The organism is Pseudomonas sp. LBUM1645 (genome assembly GCF_059716185.1).
Genome location: NZ_CP166811.1, coordinates 665,641 through 687,474, shown reverse-complemented (window position 1 = coordinate 687,474; position 21,834 = coordinate 665,641). Strand labels below are relative to the sequence as shown.

Sequence of the window (21,834 nt, the reverse complement as noted above, 5' to 3'; positions counted from 1 at the left end):
AAGCCGACAGCCACTCACACATCGAACAGGCTCAATGTGTCAGTGGCTGTCAGAACTCAATCTTCTATTTTTTCAACTATTACGGTGGGCACAATGTCTTTGAGTAACACACTGCTCGTGCTGCTATTCCTGGCAACCAGGGCACTCACCAGTGTTGACACCGCGAAGGACTGATAGCCGCTCATCGCCAGAAATACGTTCCGTTGCAAAACGACATCGGTCGAGAACACGTCGCGAAAGATCAAACTGTGTCCGCTGTCCACATCCACAATCACCAAGTGCTCATCGACCCGGCTCGCCCACAACTGATCCGCAACCACGATATCCCAGATCAGTTTTCCCGGAACCGAGGGCGAGTGGTCGAGCGAATGGCGGCAATCGACAATGACCGATTCAAGTTTCAACCACGAGGCTCTGGTAAGCCGACAGGTCGTTGAACCTTGACCCAGTTTGAGCACCAGGATGCTGACATCATCGGCAATCAACGGGAGCAGCTCCGTACTCGTTTTCGCCCCCTCGACCACCAGTACTTCGGCGTTTCGCTCGACATAGCCGAGCGGCCCGACCTTGTTGTTCTGCGGATAGGTGTGCAAAAAACCATCCCCGCGGTCATGCAGCATCACATTGGTTTGATGCTGGGTGCCGACGAGCGTGAATTGCGCAGCAATAGCGGTCTTCGGAATGCGGATCAACCGTCCGGTCCGGACCACGTACCACTGTTGGTAGTCGGGGTCTTTGACGGACAGAAAATCGGCGCATCGGTGTTCGTTCGCCAGCGCAGCCAGGCCCTCACTCAATGCACCTTCCAGTGCAGCGACCCAATGGCTGTCAACGCCGGTAATCCGTACCGGTTCGTTGTGCTGTAAATCCACCTCCACACCGTCAAGCGTCGTTGCCCTCAAGCCAGAGCCTTCCACTGTTACGTCGCTAAAGGTCCAGTTCGCCCACTCCTGCATCGGGGCTGGCAATGCCTCAGCCAGTAACAGTTTCGTTCCCTGGGCAAATGCCGTGCTCAAGTGATCTGGATCGATAAAACCCTGACGGACAACCTTGCCGGTTGAAAGATCAAACAGCCAGGTGGCCTGATTGTCTGGAGTAATACTCAGCAACCGTACTTCTTTGCCGTGCCCCATTTCAGCGAGCAGCAGCCGACCATCCAGGTACCAGGCGCACAAACCGGCATGTCCGTTGAAACCGGTCAAACCCAGGATGGCAAAACCCGGCACCGGGTATTGCAACGCAACTGTTGCCAGCGCCGACCACCACTGGGTTTTATCCTTGAACCAGTGCTCGGTCAGCCCGCCGAATCTCAGATTCCCGTCCGGCGTAATGTCAAAGAACAGACCAGAGTCGGTCAGGGCGAGATAGTCCCGTTCAACGGCGATAACATTTTTCAGCCCTGGGGGGGCGATTTCTCTGGACGACCATTGTGCGCGACCCTCCACCATCGACCTTTGCTGTCGCACGAGCCTTCCGTGAGCCTTGTCGTAGGTAACGAATACTTCGCCCTCGGCACCGGCAGGGGCGATTAGCAGAAGATCATTCAAAGCCTTGATCGAGTCTGCCCATCCCCGAGCATGGTGACGCCTGGCAGGTGCACGAATAATCATCCCGTCACTGCTGCGCACCCAGACCAGATCCCGCCACTTGTCATCGATCTGCCAACAAATCGAAACCAGTGCACCGGGGCGCCAGTTAGTTGTATCGGCGGACTCTGCCAGCAAGTAGTAGTCGCCCAGTACCTGCTTCCAGTCAGTCAGCGTGTCAGCCTCCAAAACAACCTGCAGCGCAGGATCCTGACCGCGGGTGATCGAACTAAGCAACATGGCCCGGTCATGGATCACATAGGTCAGTTCATCGCGCTGGCCGTCCTTTCCAGTGAGCTGCTGCACGATCTGAATGCCGCCATTGGTCACGGCCTCACAGCGGACAATCGCCAGGCCATCTCTAATAAGCAAACGATAACGCTGAACCAGCGTGCCGGTGTTCGCATCGACCTGCCAGACATAGAAAGTCTCGGGGTGATAGAAGTAAGCCGAACCCTCCACCACTGCCCCTAACACGGCCTCATCGGCCAACAGCTCATCCGGGTCGCGGATGTACAGAAAACGATCCTGTGCCGAGTCGTAATACGCGACTACCGTCCTGGGTTCGTCCGGCTTTTCGAACGGCACCACGAAGTTGCGAACGGGAGTGTAAGACGTGGCCAGGCGATGTTCATGGGTCAGTGTCTTGAAGTGATCCAGCAACGCTTGTTCCCCGAGGGCCGGATTGGCCTCTTCTTCGACAACCTCCAGCCGCCGGGCAGCAAGATCTACAAGCACGATTTTGTTACCCGCCAGCTTGAGCAATACATGGTGAACGCCACCGCCACTGAACTTCACATCCAGCGTCCCCGAAACAAGGTGTCCCCCCGCTTCTATCCGGATGTCTGTCTCCGCCAGCCATGGAGTCAGCAGCACCCATTGCATGGCGATGTGACCGGGTGCGACGAGTTCAAGGCTCACCCCGGGATTGAGCAGCACGGAACAATGAGCACCTGCACCTTCTACCCGGTAGGACACCAGGCCATGCCACGCCTTCGGCAGCGCAGGTACCGCCAGTGAACGCTCGACGCTATCGAGACGTACACTGAATACCGTTGGTTTGTAGACCGGGTTCAACCGGTTGACCACGTACTCACCGGGAAACGAATAGAACGAAAACAGAAACTGCCATTGCCCCTGCTCGTTCTTTTTCTCCAGTCGACGTGCCGTGTCGTACCCGCCGGCATGACGAAACGTGACAAACGGCAGCAACTTGTATTGGTAGCCGTACCAGGTCTTGGGTCTGCAGGGCAGAACGATGGTCTGTCCTGCCTGTGGTGAGAAACGCGCCGAGTCCGGCAACTCAAGGCCCTGACGAATATCGATGGCGCGGTTGTAATCCACATCGTAATCCGGGACCCCGAAATGGTCCCGAAGCGGGAACAGTTTCGGGCTGTCGAAATTGACGGTGGATGCGCGCAAATCCAAATCGGCAAACACCAGCAAGGGATGCGCAATCCAGGCATTCGACGCCTTGTCCAGGTAATAGCCGCCTTGTTGATACGCCTTTTCAAGCCCATCAAAAAACAGCGCGACCTCCTTGGCTTCCTCTGCAATCGTCGCAAAACCTTCGGCCAGCGCAGTAACGCCCACGGCCAACCCGCCAAGAATCACCCCGACACCCCCAAGCACCCCGGCCACCGTGCCCGCGCCAGCCAGTGCCGCACCCAGACCGGCTGCGCCTACCAACGCACTCGCGGAGTCAAAGGCCAACTGCGTTCCGAACTGCGCCTTTTCAATCTCATTGGTGGCATGGCTTAACTGATAAATATCAAACCCGACATTCACCAGCCCCAGCACAGTACCGACGCCTTCATTGGCGATATGCCCCAAGGCCTTTTGCACCAACGGTGCGCTGGTGCGGGCGATCAGCTTTTCATCGTCCAGTGCCTGACGCACCAGTTTCACAACGCCAATCAAATCCACTACGTTGCCATGGGCCAGTTGGGCATAGTTGACGTAGGCATGCAGGCGAATAGCGGTGGTCAGGGCCTTGTCACCACCGCTGGCCGCGCCCTCGTGATGTCGCAGCGCATTCATCAGGGCCTGTATGGTGAAACCGGCATTGAGCGTATGAACGCTGCCGGCGTCCGTCGGATCAGGCGAATTGACCGGTGCACGCGGGCGACCGGCTAACGAATGGAAGGTTTCCGAGAGGAAATTTTTAATCCTCAGGAGTCGATGATCATCGGTGGTCACACGCACAATGGTCTTCGCGGCATCGATGTTGACCAGACTGATTTTGTATTCCCCTGCCGGGGTTATCTCCAGCGTCTCGAACAACGCAACAGCGTGCGGCGACAGCCCGTGTTGCTCCTGCAACTGCCGAGTCGCCTGCGCGATCTGCCCACCCCACCAGTGCGCGTCCAGTTCCAGCAATGAACTGCCCAGCACCGCATTGTTGACCAGCGACTGCCCCCGGGCACTCGCCAGCCGTTGTCTTACCCGCGGCACCTGCTCAGGCAGGCCGCCCGACTCGGAAAGACTGAACACCTGGACACCCGAAGACAGCACCCTTTTATTCAGCCGGGTAGCGTCGAGTTCAATCAAATCAAACGTTGGACGCGCAGGCTCTCCATAAGCTGCGTAATGCCTGGCCATCTCTTGTTTAACGAAAAAATGTGTCAACGCTTCGCTGAACGCTTTGGCGGTATCAAATTCGAAAACACCAAAATTCGGATCGTAGAAGTGGTACGTGCTGCGCCCGCCATTGAACGTTCTGGCCACCAGCATGGAGTGGTTGTCAGAGTTGAGCATCAGCGTGCTGGTGCCGTTTTTTCCTTCGAGCGTCGCAATGACTTGCGTCAGATCGGAACGCACCACCGCCCCGCCCAGGTCATGGATGTCGGTATCGCGTAGCTCCTCGACAATGCTCACAAACGCCTTCGAGTCGCTGGTGTCGGGTTCAATGACCGCCAGGTAAAACCGCTCACGCAGAATGTTGGTCGCCTCGTTCCCCCTGCTGATCGCAGTCGCCATGGCCAGTGCCAACGGGTAGCAACGCCCGGCGATCCGGTCGCCGGAGCCCTGAAGCAGCAAGTCCTGCGGCACCAGTTTGAAACTGCCGTGATCGAAGCTTTCCAGTACTTCACCGATTCGCTCGCTAATCCCATCGCGGTATTCGAGTTTCGCCACATGCTGAATTTTGGAGACCATATGCCCCCATTCAACCAACGTCAGCGGGCGTGCAAGCGCCTGCTTCTTGAGTTCGACACTGGTTTCAGAAAGGGATATCTGCGGGTTTGAAGCACGGGTCAACCCAGCCACGAAAGCGGGATGATTCTGCTTGAACAGCTCCCGTTCTATGGCGCTGTAACGGTGGGATACGCCCAACTCGGACACGGTGTTGGCGAGGTTTTCAAGCGTTGCACCGACTGCGTCGAAATGCTGGTTATCCAGCGATTTCGCCCCCAATAATGCACCGAGTAACAGGCGTTGCAGGGGGCTCAATTTCACGGTGAGCAGTGAGTCCCTGGCAATCCGGCTCAGCAGTTCATCCATCGACAGGTTTTGTATCGCCGGGTCAGGAAGGGAGGCCGGGGGACGGATGCTGGTCTCCTGAGCAATGATCGCTTGCCGGTCATCGAAGCTCAGGGACAAAGACTTTTCAAACGTCACGGTCCCGTTGTGGCGCCGGCTCATTGCCTGCAGGAATGGCTCGCCGAGGCCGTCTGCCAGGCGCTGCAGCACATCGGTCAGCAACACGTGCCGACCTTCAATCACTGGCCAGCCTTCCTCGAAATCAATGCTCTGATGCTTTAACAGCTGTGCCATGTTTGCGGTGTAACGCGCTTTCAGTGCACCGTCGGTCCAGCGTTGCTTTTCGGCATTGAGCCAAGCATGAATGTCCTCGGCATTTTCTTTCCAGGAATGATCCCTATCCTCTTCCGTAGCGTTGTTGAACCCGGTGTGCATTCGCACGGCATCCCTAAACGCCTTGGTTGCCTGAGGTGTCAGCACCTTGCTTTCGAAGTCCACCAAACCGGCACGCACTGCCCCCGGCCCTGTCAAAAATATCGAGCCTTGGGCTTGGGGACGGATGCCGTCACTGAAGTAGTCACCGATCCCCCTGCACAGGTCGCTGGCCCGAAAATCATCGGCGCCGGCTTGTTGATCGAAGATATCGAACGCCTCCCTCAGTACTTCTTCCGAGAGTCTAAAAATGGCGTCGCTATCTTGAAATTTGACTGCGCGCTTGTTGGCCTGGTGCTCAACTTCCAGCAGTACACGCCGGTGGATTTCCAAGCGCTCGATAATAGCGTCCAGCGCAGGTGACCCGGGATGGCTAACAATCAGTGCATTGGACTCGCCGTTGTCGATCATCGCCAAGCGCAAACTGTCGGGCCGAACAGAAAGGTCCTTGAGCGGAACAAACACCTGTTCTAACGCAGGCGAACTTTTGGCAAACCGCTCCAGGGCATCGCGATGCACCGCAGGAATTCTCCCGGTGTAGTCGGTATAACGACTGCGCAGGGACTGGCGGTTCGGCATCCAATGAGGATTGTGGTCGAGCAACAGTTGCAAAACACCCAGCCGTGCGTCGAACTCCAGTTTGTTAACTTCGATGCCCGCCAGTTCCTGAGCAAGCGGAGGCAAGAAGTCCACGTCGCTATAGATCCCACCTTCGCCATATTCCACCAGTACCCGCACAATATCCGAGGCCGCCGCGAGATTGCCGCGCAAAGACATTTCACGGTTATAGAAATCTCCCAATCGAGAAAATGCCGACAATTCATGAACATCACGCAATCGAATCTGTTCGTCATTGAGGCCGTTCATGATTTGAACGTTTTTATTACGCAATGCGCGCAAGCTTTCCTCGTCCTGACCATAGCCGCGAACCAGCAAGTCTATACGTGCCTGATCGGCACTCTTGCCCAGTTCGGTCCACTGATTGATGTGCAAGTACATCTGCCGCTTCAACGCTGTGGCTCGTTCTTCATAGAGATCGGCCAACGCATCACCGGACACAACTCGCTGCCCTTCGCCAGACAACACATCAGCCTTGGCGGCCTCGACGATGATTCGGTTGGTTTCGTGAACCAGCATTCCATCGCTGTCATACCAGACATTCAGCTCATAGCCTTCATTGACCATGACCTGCTTCCACACATTAATGTAGTCGCGCTGGATGTTACCGAGGCCACCTCCCAACCAAACAAAGTGCAGATTTTTCGGTACTTCGGTTGCCTCGGCAGTCAGCTGTTCGATGCTGTTGGACAGGCGTGCATGAAAGCCTTCGATCCTGTTGCTGATTTCAGCCAGGCCCGGAGTCGCAGAGCCCTCCGGCGCTGTTTGCGGTTCCATTCCCGCGGCACGTCGACGCCGGCTCGTGGATTCAACAAAAGACTCAAGCGCCTCGCGCAGCAAACCCAGCGGTGGAAGCATTCTCGGAAAATCGAGCAAGCCGATACACGCGAAGTAATACCGAAATACCGCGTCGTACTTGTCGGTACCTTTATATCCCTGCAATGCCTGCTCAAGATCAGACAATTTAAAAAGATCAATAAAATTGACGTAGCCGTTCACACGACCAACTGTTGGCTCACCCATAAAGTACTTCCCTGTAAAAATTAAATGCTGGCAACCCACTAAGATGCTTAAATCATCCAACTTCAAACAACACTAGCCGAACGCACTTCCCGCTTCAAAACAGAAAACAAACAATTAATGACCAACCGAACATCCAGAAACTTAAACACCCACCCAAACAACAAAAAAAAGACAACAAAATGGTCGACCATCAACAAATGCGATAGCGACCTTACGCCCAAACCAAACATTAACTTACATCAAGACATCGAACTGTCGGCCGCAAGCACTACGTATTCACTAACCACAGACAGGTATAAAAGCGGCCCCAGGACGAGGCCGCCGACACTCACGAAGTTGGCTTGTCGCCGTACCAACGAGGCGTATACACCCACTCGCCACCCTCGGCACGAGGGAACACGCAGGTGGTGGAGGAACCGATCAGCACCATGGTGCGCATGTCGACCTGGTCGGGGGTCAGTTCGCCGAGCGTGGTAACCCGTAGCGTCTGACCAGGACGGCCAATGTCGCGACCCAGCACCACCACTGTTTCCGGTGTGCGATGCCGGCCGACGATTTCCAACGCGTGGCCCAGTTGCCACGGCCGCGCACGGGATATCGGGTTGTAGAACGCCAACGCCAGATCGGCTTCGGCGGCCAGGTCCAGGCGCTTCTCGATGATCGCCCAAGGCTTGAGGTTGTCCGACAGCGACATCACGCAGAAGTCATGCCCCAACGGCGCACCTGCTTGAGCAGCCGTCGCCAGTGACGCGGAAACACCCGGCAGGATTTCCAGATCGACGCTGTGCCAGCTCGGCTCACTCGACTCATGCAACGCTTCAAGCACTGCCGCCGCCATGGCGAACACGCCGGGATCACCGGACGAAACCACAATCACCGAACGGCCTTGCGCCGCCAGCTCGAAGGCGTGACGGGCACGCTGCATCTCTTCGCGGTTGTCGGTGCAGTGCAGCACTTGGTCTTCACGGAACGGCCCGGCCATGCGCACGTAGGTTTCGTAACCGAGCACGTCGGTGGCCCTGGCCAGTTCGGCCTTGACCGCTGGCACCATCAGTTCGGCGGCGCCAGGGCCCAGGCCGATCACCGCCAGACGACCGCGTGCACGGCCGATCTGCGCAGGGTTCAGCGGCCGAGTGGCCACCGCGATGGCAATGCCGGTATCCGCTGACACGATGGTAGCGTTCGGCACGGTGTGGCGGGACAACTCGCTAACGTCGCCGCTGACCGACGCAAACCGCAGAGGCACACCCAGTTCAAGTGCCGCTTCGCGCAATGGCGTGCTGGCCATGTTCAGATCGCTGGCCAACAGGCACGCCACCGATTGCACGGCGATTTTCGCTTGATGCAAGGCTGAGCGAATCGCGCCTGGCAGATCCGCGACCTCGGTGCTCACCGCCACCAACACATTGCGCGGGTAGATCATCAATTCATTGGCCGCAGGCGCACGCTCGGCATGGCCGACATGGATCGACAGATGCGCTTGAGGATCTTCCGGCAACTGCGCTTGCGCCAACCACGGCGCAGCCCCTTCGACGCGTACGCTTTGGCCGGCGAGCAAATCCGAGACGAAGCGTTTGCCCAGTTCCAGATCGCCGAGGGCGTAACCGCTGGGTGGATTGAGCAGGCAGGTGCCGAAGCGCAATTCACCGCTGGTGGTGATCGCCGCAGCCACCTCGAGACCAGCAGCAATCTCGCGCGCCATGACGTTCACGCCACCGAGGCCACCGAGCAGCGGCACCACGGCGCTGCCGTCTTCAGCCACGGCCAGCACTGGCGGCTCGGCACCTTTTTCCAGCAGTAACGGCGCCAGGGTGCGGATCACAATGCCGGCCGCACACAAAGCGATAATCGGCGTGTCCTGCTGATAGAACTCACGCAAGGTGGCGCCGAATTCGTGATAGACGCGGTCCGCGCCTTCCACCCGTTCGGCCAGACCATGGATCAATGCGCCAGGGTATAGCTGCGCAATCTTGCGCGCGGTCGCGAGGCTGCCATTGCCCAGAATGACAATCGCCGGAACTGGACGGGTCATCAGCCTTGCCACCTTTCGCCGGGCACAATGATCAGCGAGAAGTACGGCGAGGACATCGGCTCGACCTGAACCAGCGGGACGATTTTCTGGTTGGCCATGGTCGCGCGCTCAACGTACAGCGCACGCTCCGCCAGCCCGAGTTCTTCGAGCACCTGACGGACCTTGGGAAAGTTACGCCCCAGCTTCATGATCACGGCGGCATCGGCATCGGCCAGACGACGCTTGAGATCCTCGGCAGGCAATACGCCCGACAGGACCGACAAACTCTGATTGCGATACACCAGCGGCGCGCCCAGCACCGAGGCACCGCCGAGCATCGAGCAGACACCCGGCACAACTTCGGCTTCATAACGTTCGGCCAGACGATCGTGCAGGTACATGTAGGAGCCGTAGAAGAACGGATCGCCTTCACAGATCACCGCCACGTCACGGCCAGCGTCCAGGTGCGCGGCTAGCTCTTCGCCGGCCGCATCGTAGAAATCGCTGATGACTTGTTCGTATGACAGCGGCGCCGGCAACGCTTCTGTGGTCACCGGATACACCAGCGGCAGCAGCGTTTGCGCGTCCTGCAAATGCGCCTCGATGATGCCGAACGCGTTGCCTTTTTTGCCCTTGGCGACGAAGTACGCCACCACCGGCGATTCGCGCAGCAGGCGCAGGGCTTTGACGGTAATCAGTTCCGGATCACCGGGGCCGACGCCCAGGCCGATCAAACGTCCAGGTTGCTGCATCATTCGATCTCCGTAGCGAGGGCATTGACGGCGGCGGCGGCCATGGCGCTGCCGCCCAGGCGGCCTTGCATGATGACGAAGGGCACGCCGCGACTGTCTGCCGCAAGCATAGCCTTGGATTCGGCGGCGCCGACGAAGCCTACCGGGAAGCCGAGAATCAGCGCCGGTTTCGGTGCGCCGGCGTCGAGCATTTCCAACAGATAAAACAGTGCGGTCGGCGCGTTGCCGATCACCACCACGCTGCCTTCCAGGTGCGGGCGCCACAGTTCCAGCGCGGCGGCGGAGCGGGTGTTGCCCAGCTCGCGGGCAAGCTCCGGAACGCTTTCATCACGAAGGGTGCAGATGACTTCGTTGTTCGCAGGCAAACGCGTGCGGGTCACGCCTTCACTGACCATCCGCGCGTCGCACAGAATTGGCGCACCGGCGGCCAACGCATCGCGCCCGGCCTTGCCCGCGCCTTCGGAGAATTGCAGTCCGTCGATGGCATCGACCATGCCGCAGGCGTGGATCACACGGACCGCGAGTTTTTCCAGGTCGGCCGGAATACGCTCGAGGTTGGCCTCGGCACGAATGATCGCGAAGGAATTGCGATAGATCTCCTGACCGTCGCGGATGTAATCAAGCATCAAGGGGGCTCCGTGAGCGGGCGTCGAGCAAGGCTGCGACCGCTTCAATAGTAAGGTTGTGTGCGTGCAGCGCGCCGAAACCCGGCTGCGCTGCGTCGCGAAAATAGAGGTCGTAATGACCGGGAGAAACCGCCAGCAATGTGATCGGTGCACTGTGCGCGGCCGCGCAGGAACGCTGGCAGCCGGACAGGTGCACGTTCAGTGTCTGGCCGTGACGTTGCAGCAGCGCTGCCAGTTGTCGGGCATCGCCCTTGGTGTCGGCCAGGCCTTTGCCGCAACCCGTCGAGCCGGTGCAGGCGATCAGGTGCGCCAAGGCATCGTCGGCCGAGCAATGCAGACCGAGTTGTTCAAGGCTGTGGATAACTTGCGGCGCATCGTCGACATGGACACCGGGTAACAACAGGCTTTGCCAAGGCGTGAAACGCAGGCTGCCGTCGCCTTGGTCGCGTGCCAATTGTGCGACGCCATTAAGCATCGCGGGATTGAGGCGACCCAGAGGCGGCACCGCGCCGATACACACACGCTCGGCCTCACGCTGTGGATGAACGCCGATGTGCAAGACACTCGGACTAACCTTGCGTTGCCAACCCGTGATGGGCATCAGCGGCACACGCTCGGCCAGACGAGCGAGAAACCCGTCGAGCGAGCAGATGGCGAGCAGATGGCGCATGCGCGTTTGATCGGGACGCGCCAGGTCAAGAAACAATTCAAGCACCGCAACCACCAGCGCATGGCCCTGCTCCAATGACACCGCGCCCGCAGGCGAATCCACAGGGCAACCTGCCAGGCCAAATGCAAAAACCAGTTCGCCGTCTCGCTCAGTGGCGGACAGCCACAGATCATGAGGATGTTCGAGCATCGCCAAGCCTTCGCCGCCATCCAGTTGCACGGCGAACTTGGCGCTGAGGTCGTGGAAGCGTTCATGGCTTTGCAGCGTGGCGAGGATCTTTTCGGCCAGCGGACGCGTGTCGAACAGCATCTGCTGATCGATCCCGGCGCTCGGGCTAAGCATCAGATTACGCACATCGTCGCCAGCGGCAGTGCTTGGGCCCAACCCGGCAGCCATCAGGCCATCGATCAAGGCGCCATGTTCACTGCCGATCCCGCGAATCTGCAGATTGGCACGGTTGGTCGCCTCGATCACGCCGCCGGCGAACTGCTCAGCTGCACTGGCGACCGCATCGGCCTGAGCCGCACTGATCGAACCGCCGTTCAACTTGATCCGGCAGATACCGCCATCCAGCGCCTGGACAATACGCAGCAACCCCGGGCAGGCCGAGGGGCGTAAAGCGGTGGACATCGGGGGGCGTTCGTTCAATGAGTGGCCGGCTGACTGGATGCACGTGAAGGGCGAAGGGCTGCCATTATGCCTGCTTTGCCCGAGCGCATGAAAAGTCTGCCGGTCGGAAACGCTGCCGAAGTATCAATCAAGCAAAAGAATGCTTCGGCCTGCGTGGATTAGAGCTCGTACTCGCTGAACTCGAGCGCAAGGGCTCGCGTGGCTTCTTCCACGCGTTGTCGAATGGCGTCCATGTCTCGACGCTTGATCTCCAACCGCCGAATCCGGATATCCAATTGGGACAGACTCTGGTCTATCGTCCAGAACAGATAGGGTGTAGTGATGCCCAACTTGATCAACCTGACATGACTGACCACCATTTCCAGATCTCCGTTGGGTTTATAACTGACCGGTACGATGTTGAATCCGCCTATTTTCCCACTTAAGCCCGCAAATTTGGCCAGCAACTTGCCGTCACTCTCCAGCTTTCCAAGTACTGCTTCGACCTGTGCTATTTGAGCGCTCGTGAGGTAGGGACGTGCCACTTTCAACCAGGCCTGTTTCAAACTGCCCGAGAACTGCGGATTGATGTACTCGACAGGCTCGGCAAGCTTCCAATCCATTGACCAAAACATACCGGCGTAATGATCAAACCAAGGCCCCGGCTGCGTCTCGCTCTTTGCGACTTTATCCGCGCCATGCTGGGCCAGATAAATGCAATTTTTGACAAACCCATTGTCGGCGATAGTCTGGCCGGCAATGCCGGTCAGCAGCACATTGTTCATCATCAGCGCATCATGCTCGATGACACTTTCAGCTAACACGTTATCCATATAAGTTTCTTTCATCCTTGATAGTGTCGCGGCCAACATCAACGATAGGCCAAATATTTAATACATATAAGATTGCGTAACCTGAACAAAAACAAAACTACCAAAACTATCATTACGACAGACAATTTTTCGTCAACATTAAGTGTCTGCAACCCGAAGTACCCTTTCCCGGCCATAGACCTGCGTCAGATGACAGAAGCCGCGTTATCATGTCGCCTTGACGATGAATATTGGATTAAGGAACAACATGGCCCCCTGGCTGACAGTAGTGGGAATCGGCGAAGACGGCTTCAAGGGCCTGGGCAAAAACGCCCGGCACGCTCTGCTGCGCGCTTCGCGGATCATTGGCGGTCAGCGGCAACTGGATTTGCTGCCGGTGTGCATCCGTGGCGAGCGGCAGTTGTGGCCCAGCCCTTTCTCCCTTGAGCCGGTTTTGGCGCTACGCGGGGAGCCGGTCTGCGTGCTGGCCAGCGGCGATCCGATGTTCTTTGGCGTGGGCGCAAGCCTTGCCCGGCAGCTGTCCGGTGATGAAATGCTGATACTGCCGGCGCCCTCCTCTTGCTCGCTGGCGGCGGCGCGAATGGGCTGGCCGTTGCAGGAGGTGGTCACGCTTTCGGTGGTTGCCCGTCCCCTCGCCGCACTCAATGCGCAGTTGTTCAGCGGTGTTCGTTTGCTGGTGTTGAGCAACGACGGTCAGAGCCCGGCCGCGATCGCTGCGTTGCTAAGTGAACGCGGTTTCGGGGCGAGTCGCCTCACCGTGCTGGAACATCTGGGCGGTGCAGCCGAACGACGCATCGAGGGTGTCGCCAATGACTGGAACGATCCTCTGATCGCCGATCTGAATCTGATCGCCATCGAGTGCATCGCCGAGCCCAATACGCCGCGCCTGTCGCGACTGGCCGGCCTGCCGGACTCAGCCTTCAAGCACGACGGCCAACTGACCAAACGCGACGTGCGCGCCATCACGCTCGCGCGTCTTGCCCCGATCCCCGGCGAACTGCTGTGGGACGTCGGCGCCGGCAGCGGCTCGATCGGCATCGAATGGATGCGCGCTCATCCAAGTTGCCGGGCGCTGGCCATCGAAGCTGACGAAGGGCGACAAGGGTTGATCGAGCACAACCGCGATGCCCTCGGCGTGCCCGGTCTGCAATTGATTCGCGGCAGTGCCCCGCTGGCCTTGGCCGGGCTCGAGGATCCAGACGCCATTTTCATCGGTGGCGGTGTCACCCGCGAGGGTGTGCTCAACACGTGCTGGGCTGCACTCAAGCCCGGCGGTCGACTGATCGCCAACGCCGTCACGTTGCAAAGTGAAATGACCTTGATGGCTTGGCGCGAGCAGCACGGCGGTGAGCTGACGCGGATTCATATCGCTCAAGCGCAACCGCTGGGGGACTTTGATACGTGGCGTCAGGCGTTGCCGATTACCTTGCTGGAAGTGACGAAGCCTTTCGATGCGTGACGAAACCGCCGAACAACCCGCACCGCTACGCAGCGGTTTGACGACAGGCAGCTGCGCGACCGCGACCAGTCTGGCGGCTGCACGTTTGTTGCTGGAAGGCACGCATTCGGACGCGGTGGACATCGTCCTGCCCAAAGGCAAGCAGGTACAGATGCGTCTGGAGTTCTGCCGGTTGCTGGATGATGGCGCCGAAGCCGGAACCATCAAGGACGCCGGCGACGATCCGGACGTGACCCACGGTGCTCTGCTCTATTCCCAGGTGCGACTGAACACGGCGCCGGGCATTCGCTTCAATGCCGGTCGCGGCGTCGGCACGGTGACCCGGCCGGGGTTGGTGCTGGGCGTCGGCGAACCCGCGATCAACCCGGTACCACGCAAGATGATCAGCGATCACTTGACCCTGCTGGCCGAGGAACTCGATTACCGCGGCGGTTTCGACGTCACGGTGAATGTCGAGGGCGGTGAAGCGCTGGCCTTGAAAACCATGAATCCGCGCTTGGGGATTCTCGGCGGTTTGTCGATTCTCGGCACCAGCGGCATCGTCCGGCCGTTTTCCTGCGCGGCGTACATTGCTTCGATTCATCAAGGCATCGACGTCGCAAAAACCAACGGCTACCTGCACATCGCCGCATGCACCGGCAACGCCAGTGAAGACACCATGCGCCGGGTCTACGACCTGCCGGAAATCGCCCTGATCGAAATGGGCGACTTCGTCGGCGCCGTGCTCAAACACCTGCGCAAAGTGCCTGTGGATAAACTCAGCCTCTGCGGCGGCTTCGGCAAGATCAGTAAACTGGCGGCCGGGCACATGGATTTGCACAGTCGACATTCGAGCATCGACCTGCCGCAATTGGCCGAATGGGCGGCGGCGATTGGCGCCGATGAGGCGTTGCAACAAGGGATTCGCGACGCCAACACCAGCCAGCAAGCCCTGGCGATGGCCAGCGTTGCCGGGATCGCCCTGGGTGATGCGGTGTGTCAGCACGCCCTGGACTTTGCTCGCAGCGTGGTGCCGGCGCAGGTTCAGGTTGAAGTATTTGCCATCGATCGCCAGGGTGGGATTGTCGGCCATGCGGGAGCTTTTCAATGAAACGCATATTGCTGCTCGGCGGCGTGACGGAAGCCTTGGCCATCGCCCGGACCCTCGGGCCAGAACACATCTATAGCCTGGCGGGTGTCGGGCGCGTGCCGACAGATCTGATCTGCCAGGTTCGCGTTGGCGGCTACGGCGGTGCCGAGGGCTTGGCGCAGTTCATTCGGGATGAAGGGATCGATCTGCTGCTGGACGCCACCCACCCCTACGCCGCACAAATCAGCCAGAACGCCGCCACTGCCGCACAGTTAAGTGGTATTGCATGCTGGGCGTTAAGGCGCCCGGCCTGGCAACCACAGGCCGGCGATGACTGGAGAGATGTCAGCGACTGGGCCGAGTTGATCGAAGCGCTGAAACCGTTCCGGCGACCGCTGTTCACCCTCGGCCGCGAACCGTTGCAGCATCTGCATGAAATCCCGCCAGAGCAATTCTGGACCTTGCGTGCACTGGACGTTTACCCCGGTAACGAAAGCTGCGAAGTCATCGGCGCGCGTGGGCCGTTTCTGATTGAAGATGAACGTGCGCTGTTTGAACGTCGGCAGATTGATGTACTGATCAGCAAGAACAGCGGCAGCACCGCGACCGAGCCGAAACTGGAAGTGGCACGGGAGCGTGGGGTGCCGGTGATAGTTTTGCAGCGGCCGGTGTTGCCGGGGGGTGATCGGGAGTTTGGGTCGGTAACAGACGTATTGGCAGCCCTGATACCAGAATCAGCACAAAACCTGTAGCAGCTGGCGAAGCCTGCGTTCGGCTGCGTAGCAGTCGTAAAATCAAACGCCTCGGTCTTTCAGGTTAATCGTGGATGCAGGATTTACGACTGCTTCGCAGCCGAACGCAGGCTTCGCCAGCTGCTACAAAAAAATGCGCAATGCCCTACCTATCTATCGGACCTCACCCACAACATCATCCAAAGCGGCTGACTAGTCGGGTCGCAACCCCGCCCCTATATTTCCGAGTCCCACGAATGTAGTGCTCGGAGTGCCGAATGACCGAAAAATTCACTCGTTTCGATATCGCCGAGTTTCTCCTGACACCTGCCGAGATGTGGAATTACCTCAAGGCCAGTGAGGAGGAAGATTCGGGAGACGGTCGCTTCATTCGTTTGGCGTTCAGAGACGTCAAACACACCATCCGCGCACGAATCCAAAGTGACCCACAATTTGCTCAGGCATTGCGAAACGAAGTCGCTACACTCTTTCATAATGGCTCATAAGATGCTGCACCTATTAACCCAGGCGCTGCGACACCACACCGCACGCCGCTTTTTTACTTATCGGCCCTGATCAGGCTAAATAGCCCCGCCTGATCGCCCACCCAACCGGATTTTTCCCATGTCCCGACAACGGCTCGCATTTGCCTGGATCGCCTGCTTCGCAGTGCTGTTCAACATGCTCGCCATGCCGATGACGGGAGCGATGGCACAGACGGCGAAATCACCCGCCGAGCAGTTGTTGTGGGGCAGTTTCTGTTCGTCCAGCGGCACGAAGATGGTGGCGATTTCCCTGGGCGATATCGAACAGAAAGCCCCGCAGAGTGACGATCACTCCAGCATGCAACATTGCTGGTGCTGTTCAGGTTCCGCGCCACTGGTTGCGCTGCCCGGGCATGTGCCGCAACTGTATTTCGCGAATTACGATACCAATCGAAGCCTGCCTGACGCCTCTCTCGATACACCGACACCGCGCCAGCAATGGCCGAGCCTCAACCCCCGCGCTTCCCCTCTGGTGTGATTCCTTCTCGCAATTGACCTGCGTTTTGAATCGCTCTGGAGAACTGCCATGTTGAACAAACTCATCGTCCTGGCTGTATTGCTGCTGCCTGCCTGTTTTGCCAATGCTCACGAATACAAGGCCGAAGAGCTGGAGATCGCTCATCCGTGGTCGCAAGAGTTGCCGCCAAACGCGCCAACGGTCGCGGCGTATTTCGTGATTCACAACAGCGGTAAAATGGCCGACCGGCTGCTCAGCGTCGACTCGCCGATTGCAGGCGAAGCCCAGCTGCACGAGCATGTGATGCAGAACGATCTGATGAAAATGCAGCAAGTACCGAGCGTTGAAATTCCGGCCGGCGGCGAAGTCACTTTTGCGCCGATGGCCTACCACGTGATGCTGCTGGAACTGAAAGACCGCAGCCTGCTGAGCGACGGAAAACGCTTCCCGCTGACGATGCACTTCGAAAAGTCCGGCGACGTGACGGTCGACATCTCGGTGCAGAAGAAGCCGCCGGAAGGCATGCAGATACACGCCCACGCCCAGTAAGCGACTGAGCAAAAACGCCCATGCGCCCGCTTAGCGCCAGGTCATCCGCACACCGTCGTCAGCCGTTAAGCCTGACGCGCGGCAGCTGGATCAGCCTGTTCGCCATGTTGATGATCTTTATCGGCCCGCTGATTTCTCAGTCGATGCCGATGGATCAACGCGCCTCCTCGATGACCATGAGCATGTCGATGGACATGAGCATGGACATGTCGGCAATGGAGCACGCCGACCACGACGCGCAAACCACCGCCGAACACTGCCCACCAAAAGCCTCACATCACGCGCTCTGGGAGAAATGCGGCTATTGCAGCCTGCTGTTCAATTGCCCGGCGCTGACCGGCGGCCAGTCCTTCGTCGCATTCGACACGCCAACAGCCACCACCTTCACCACACCCTCCCCTCGCCTGGGCCACGCCCGGCAAACCTTCTTCCCCGGCGCCCGCACCCGCGCCCCACCCATCGCCGCGTAAACACCCACCTCCGATCTCACACGGTTTAGAAGACAACCAAAGCAACCTGTGGCAGTGAGCCAGTGTGGCGAGGGAGCTTGCTCCCGCTTGAGTGCGCAGCACTCATAAATGGGGCCGCTACGCAGCCCAGCGCGAGCAAGCTCGCTCGCCACAAAAGCTCGCGCCCTCAGGGATTGCTCCGGTTTCCGGCCGTGTCGTTTACGACTGTTCGATGGAAATTGTCATGTCCAGGTTTTCTGCTGACACACGCTTGAGCGCTGCCCAAGCTTCTTTTGCCCCGAACGAATCCAGTATTCGTTTCAGGCACGCCACCGCCTTCCTTTGCGGTGCAATGCTGACACCCATGGTGCTGGCCGATGAACACGCCGGTCACAGCGAAGAACTGAGCCCGACGGTGATCACCGCCATCGCGCCGAGCTCGCCACTGACCATCGTCACCAACCCCAAGGACCCGCGCCAACCGGTGCCGGCCAGCGACGGTGGCGACTACCTGAAAACCATTCCCGGCTTCGCCCTGGTGCGCAATGGCGGCACCAACGGCGACCCGGTGCTGCGCGGCATGTTCGGCTCGCGGTTGAACATCCTCACCAACGGCGGCCAGTTGCTCGGCGCCTGCCCCGGCCGAATGGACGCACCGACCTCGTACATCTCGCCGGAAACCTACGACAAACTGACCGTGATCAAAGGCCCGCAAACCGTGCTCTGGGGACCGGGCGCGTCGGCCGGGACCATCCTCTTCGACCGTGAGCCAGAGAGCTTCGGCGAACTCGGCACGCGGGTGAACGCCAGCGTGCTGGCTGGCTCCAACGGCCGTTTCGACAAAGTGGTGGACGCCGCGGCGGGCGGGCCGCTGGGTTACGTGCGAGTGATCGGCAACACCGCGCATGCCGACGACTACCAGGACGGTAACAACGACACCGTGCCGTCGCGCTACGACAAGTGGAATGGCGACGTCGCAGTGGGCTGGACACCGGACGCCGACACCCTGCTGGAACTCACCGCCGGCAAGGGCGATGGCGAAGCGCGTTACGCCGGACGCGGCATGGACGGCTCGCAGTTCAAGCGCGAAAGCCTGGGCCTGCGTTTCGAGCAGTCGAACATCGGCGACGTGCTGGATAAGGTCGAGGCGCAGATCTACTACAACTACGCCGACCACGTGATGGACAACTACACCCTGCGCACCCCGTCCGGCACCGGCATGATGGCCGGCCCGATGGCCTCCAACGTCGACCGTCGAACCCTCGGCGCACGGATCAAAGCCACCTGGCGCTGGGCCGATGTGCAGTTGATCAGCGGCATCGATGCGCAGACCAGCGAACATCGCCAACGCAGCGCCATGGGCATCGACGTCTACAAGGATCTGCCGCGCAACAAGGACGCCGACTTCCACAACTACGGCGTGTTCAGCGAATTGACCTGGTACGCCGCCGACCGTGACCGGCTGATTACCGGCGCGCGACTGGACCGTGCTTCGGCCAAGGATTTCCGGCAGACCACTGGCTCCGGGATGATGGCGCGCCCCAACCCGACCGCCGACGACACCCGCGCCGACACCTTGCCGAGCGGTTTCGTCCGTTACGAGCATGACCTGGCTGACAGTCCGACCACGCTGTATGCCGGCCTCGGTCATACCCAGCGTTTCCCGGATTACTGGGAGCTGTTTTCACCCAAGTCCGGCCCCGCCGGCTCGGTGAATGCCTTCGATTCGATCAAGCCTGAAAAAACCACCCAGCTCGACTTCGGCCTGCAATACAAGACCGAAGACCTCGAAGCCTGGGCCTCGGGTTACGTCGGGCAGGTGCGCGACTACATCCTGTTCAACTACACGCCAACAATGATGGGCATGACCTCGCAAGCACAGAACATCGACGCGCGGATCATGGGCGGTGAATTGGGTGCGGCCTACAAGCTGACCAGCAACTGGAAAGCCGACGCGACCCTGGCCTACGCCTGGGGCAAGAACAGCAGTGATGGCAACGCATTGCCGCAGATGCCGCCGCTGGACGCACGTTTCGGCCTGACCTACAGCGAAGACAACTGGAGCGCCGGAGCCTTGTGGCGGGTGGTCGCGGCGCAAAACCGCATCGACCAGAACAAGGGCAACGTCGTCGGCAAGGACTTCGACAAGACCCCGGGGTTTGGCGTGTTCTCGCTCAACGGTGCGTACCGGATCAACAAAAACTGGAAGGTCAGCAGCGGCGTCGACAACTTGTTCGGCAAGGCGTACGCCGAGCATTTGAACCTGGCCGGCAATGCCGGTTTCGGCTACCCGGCCAATGACCCGCAAGCCATCAAAGAACCGGGGCGAACGCTCTGGACCAAAGTGGACATGAGTTTCTAACAAGAAAAAGTCAAAAGATCGCAGGCTACGCCAGCTCCTACATTGGAACGCATACCCCTGTAGGAGCTGTCGAGTGAAACGAGGCTGCGATCTTTTACAGACAATTGAATCGCCAAAGCGGAGCACACGTGATGAAACAGCCCAAAGTGAATTTCTACAACCTGGCCTGGCGTTGGCATTTCTATGCCGGTCTGTTCGTCGCGCCTTTCATGGTGATGCTGGCCCTGACCGGCATCATTTACCTGTTCAAGCCGCAACTCGATCCGCTGATGTACGGCAGCCTGCTGAACGTCCCGGCCGGGCATCACAGCGTCCCGGCCGATGACCTGCTCAAGCGGGTGAAAGAGGCTTACCCACAAGCCACGATCAAGCAGTATTTGCCACCGGTCAACGCCGAACGCAGCGCGCAATTTGTCGTGATCAATGGCGGTAACGAGCTCAACGTATTCGTCGATCCCTACCACGGCGACATCCTCGGCGAGCAAGACGCCAAAAAGAATCTGCAAGCCGTTGCGCGATCGATTCACGGCGAGTTGATGATCGGCACCGTCGGTGATCGACTGATCGAACTGGCCGCCGGTTGGGGCGTGGTGTTGGTGGTCTCCGGCGTCTTTCTGTGGTGGCCGCGTGGCCAGGCGGCCGGCATCCTGTGGCCACGTTTGAGCAGCCGCGGTCGCGTGCTCTGGCGTGACCTGCACGCGGTGACCGGATTCTGGGGCGCGTCGTTGCTGCTGGTGATGCTGCTCAGCGGCATGACCTGGACCGGGTTCTGGGGCAAGCAATACGCCGAAGTGTGGAATGTCTTTCCGGCAGCGATGTGGGACGACGTGCCCAAGTCCGATGTCGAGGCTCGCAGCCTCAACACAGCTACCCGCCAGACCGTGCCTTGGGCGATGGAAAATACACCGATGCCAATGTCCGGCGACCACGCCGAACACATGGCCCACGGTAGCGCGCAAGCTGGCCCCGCCGCGCCGACCATCAGCTTGCAGGACGTGCAGAACATCGCTGCGCAACGCAAGGTCGAACCGGGCTACAGCATCACCTTGCCGACGACCGCCACCGGCGTGTTCACCATCGCGGTGTTCGCCGACGACCCGCGCAACGACGCCACCTTGCATGTGGATCAGTACACCGGCGACGTCCTCGCCGACGTGCGCTACGAGCAATACGGCACCGTCGCCCGCGCAACGGAAATCGGCGTGATGCTGCACGAAGGCAAAATGTTTGGCCCGCTCAATCAGATCATCATCCTGCTGATCTGCCTGATGATTATCCTCAGCGCCGTCAGCGGCGTGGTGATCTGGTGGAAGCGCCGTCCACAAGGAAAATTCGGTGTTCCGCCGCTGCGCCACGACCTGCCGAAATGGAAAACCGCGATGGTCATCATGTTCGCATTGGCGGTGGCGTTTCCGTTGGTGGGCGCTTCGCTGGTGGTGGTTTGGCTGCTCGATCGGGTGCTGCTGTCGCGCTTGAGCGGCCAGTCTGAATCCGCCTCATCTTCATCCTGAATACAGCGAGATGCCTGTTGCAGCGCGGTTGACCTTACAATGCCGGCCCGCTGCAACAACCC

Annotated in this window: 15 protein-coding genes; 9 read left to right on the top strand and 6 right to left on the bottom strand. The window is 59.4% G+C overall.

The genetic code is table 11. The annotated features are described in order from the left end of the window. Positions 1 to 56 precede the first annotated feature (56 nt). The 6 genes from ACA079_RS02955 to ACA079_RS02930 form a co-directional block, all read right to left on the bottom strand. Positions 57 to 7,139 carry a TcdA/TcdB pore-forming domain-containing protein gene (locus ACA079_RS02955; protein ID WP_497702522.1) on the bottom strand — a complete coding sequence of 2,361 codons (7,083 nt, stop codon included), beginning with the start codon at positions 7,137 to 7,139 and terminating at the stop codon, positions 57 to 59. A gap of 328 nt (positions 7,140 to 7,467) precedes the next feature. Then, positions 7,468 to 9,171 (bottom strand): precorrin-3B C(17)-methyltransferase, encoded by a 1,704-nt coding sequence (cobJ, locus tag ACA079_RS02950; RefSeq protein WP_497702521.1) that lies wholly within the window; start codon positions 9,169 to 9,171, stop codon positions 7,468 to 7,470. Continuing rightward, complete coding sequence (locus ACA079_RS02945; protein WP_497704276.1) at positions 9,171 to 9,902, bottom strand: precorrin-2 C(20)-methyltransferase; 732 nt, start codon at positions 9,900 to 9,902, stop codon at positions 9,171 to 9,173. Before ACA079_RS02945 ends, cobJ begins: the two co-directional genes overlap by 1 nt. Beyond that, positions 9,902 to 10,528: a precorrin-8X methylmutase gene (locus ACA079_RS02940; RefSeq protein WP_497702520.1), complete on the bottom strand. Its 627-nt coding sequence runs from the start codon at positions 10,526 to 10,528 to the stop codon at positions 9,902 to 9,904. The genes ACA079_RS02945 and ACA079_RS02940 overlap by 1 nt, the downstream gene beginning before the upstream one ends. After that, positions 10,521 to 11,828 (bottom strand): precorrin-3B synthase, encoded by a 1,308-nt coding sequence (gene cobG, locus ACA079_RS02935; protein ID WP_497702519.1) that lies wholly within the window; start codon positions 11,826 to 11,828, stop codon positions 10,521 to 10,523. Before cobG ends, ACA079_RS02940 begins: the two co-directional genes overlap by 8 nt. Positions 11,829 to 11,986: 158 nt before the next feature. Continuing rightward, complete coding sequence (locus ACA079_RS02930; RefSeq protein ID WP_497702518.1) at positions 11,987 to 12,640, bottom strand: hypothetical protein; 654 nt, start codon at positions 12,638 to 12,640, stop codon at positions 11,987 to 11,989. Positions 12,641 to 12,887: 247 nt separating this feature from the next. Between ACA079_RS02930 and cbiE the strand changes: the two genes are divergently transcribed. The 9 genes from cbiE to ACA079_RS02885 all read left to right on the top strand — a co-directional run bounded on the left by cbiE (position 12,888) and on the right by ACA079_RS02885 (position 21,772). Next, positions 12,888 to 14,099, top strand: coding sequence for a precorrin-6y C5,15-methyltransferase (decarboxylating) subunit CbiE (cbiE, locus tag ACA079_RS02925; protein ID WP_497702517.1), 1,212 nt, complete (start codon positions 12,888 to 12,890; stop codon positions 14,097 to 14,099). After that, complete coding sequence (locus ACA079_RS02920) at positions 14,092 to 15,189, top strand: cobalt-precorrin-5B (C(1))-methyltransferase (protein ID WP_497702516.1); 1,098 nt, start codon at positions 14,092 to 14,094, stop codon at positions 15,187 to 15,189. Before cbiE ends, ACA079_RS02920 begins: the two co-directional genes overlap by 8 nt. Then, positions 15,186 to 15,920, top strand: coding sequence for a cobalt-precorrin-6A reductase (locus ACA079_RS02915; protein ID WP_497702515.1), 735 nt, complete (start codon positions 15,186 to 15,188; stop codon positions 15,918 to 15,920). Before ACA079_RS02920 ends, ACA079_RS02915 begins: the two co-directional genes overlap by 4 nt. A 257-nt stretch (positions 15,921 to 16,177) precedes the next feature. Further along, complete coding sequence (locus tag ACA079_RS02910; RefSeq protein WP_497702514.1) at positions 16,178 to 16,405, top strand: helix-turn-helix domain-containing transcriptional regulator; 228 nt, start codon at positions 16,178 to 16,180, stop codon at positions 16,403 to 16,405. Positions 16,406 to 16,523: 118 nt separating this feature from the next. Then, entirely contained in the window at positions 16,524 to 16,922 is a 399-nt protein-coding gene (locus ACA079_RS02905; protein ID WP_497702513.1) for a DUF2946 domain-containing protein, read from the top strand. A 48-nt stretch (positions 16,923 to 16,970) separates the two neighbouring features. Further along, positions 16,971 to 17,450, top strand: coding sequence for a copper chaperone PCu(A)C (locus tag ACA079_RS02900; protein WP_497702512.1), 480 nt, complete (start codon positions 16,971 to 16,973; stop codon positions 17,448 to 17,450). A gap of 20 nt (positions 17,451 to 17,470) precedes the next feature. Then, the gene (locus ACA079_RS02895) at positions 17,471 to 17,920 is read left to right on the top strand and encodes a DUF2946 domain-containing protein (RefSeq protein ID WP_497702511.1); all 450 of its coding nucleotides are present in this window, start codon (positions 17,471 to 17,473) and stop codon (positions 17,918 to 17,920) included. Positions 17,921 to 18,143: 223 nt separating this feature from the next. Further along, entirely contained in the window at positions 18,144 to 20,261 is a 2,118-nt protein-coding gene (locus ACA079_RS02890) for a TonB-dependent copper receptor (protein WP_497702510.1), read from the top strand. A gap of 131 nt (positions 20,262 to 20,392) precedes the next feature. After that, the gene (locus ACA079_RS02885; protein ID WP_497702509.1) at positions 20,393 to 21,772 is read left to right on the top strand and encodes a PepSY-associated TM helix domain-containing protein; all 1,380 of its coding nucleotides are present in this window, start codon (positions 20,393 to 20,395) and stop codon (positions 21,770 to 21,772) included. The last annotated feature ends 62 nt before the right edge of the window (positions 21,773 to 21,834 follow it).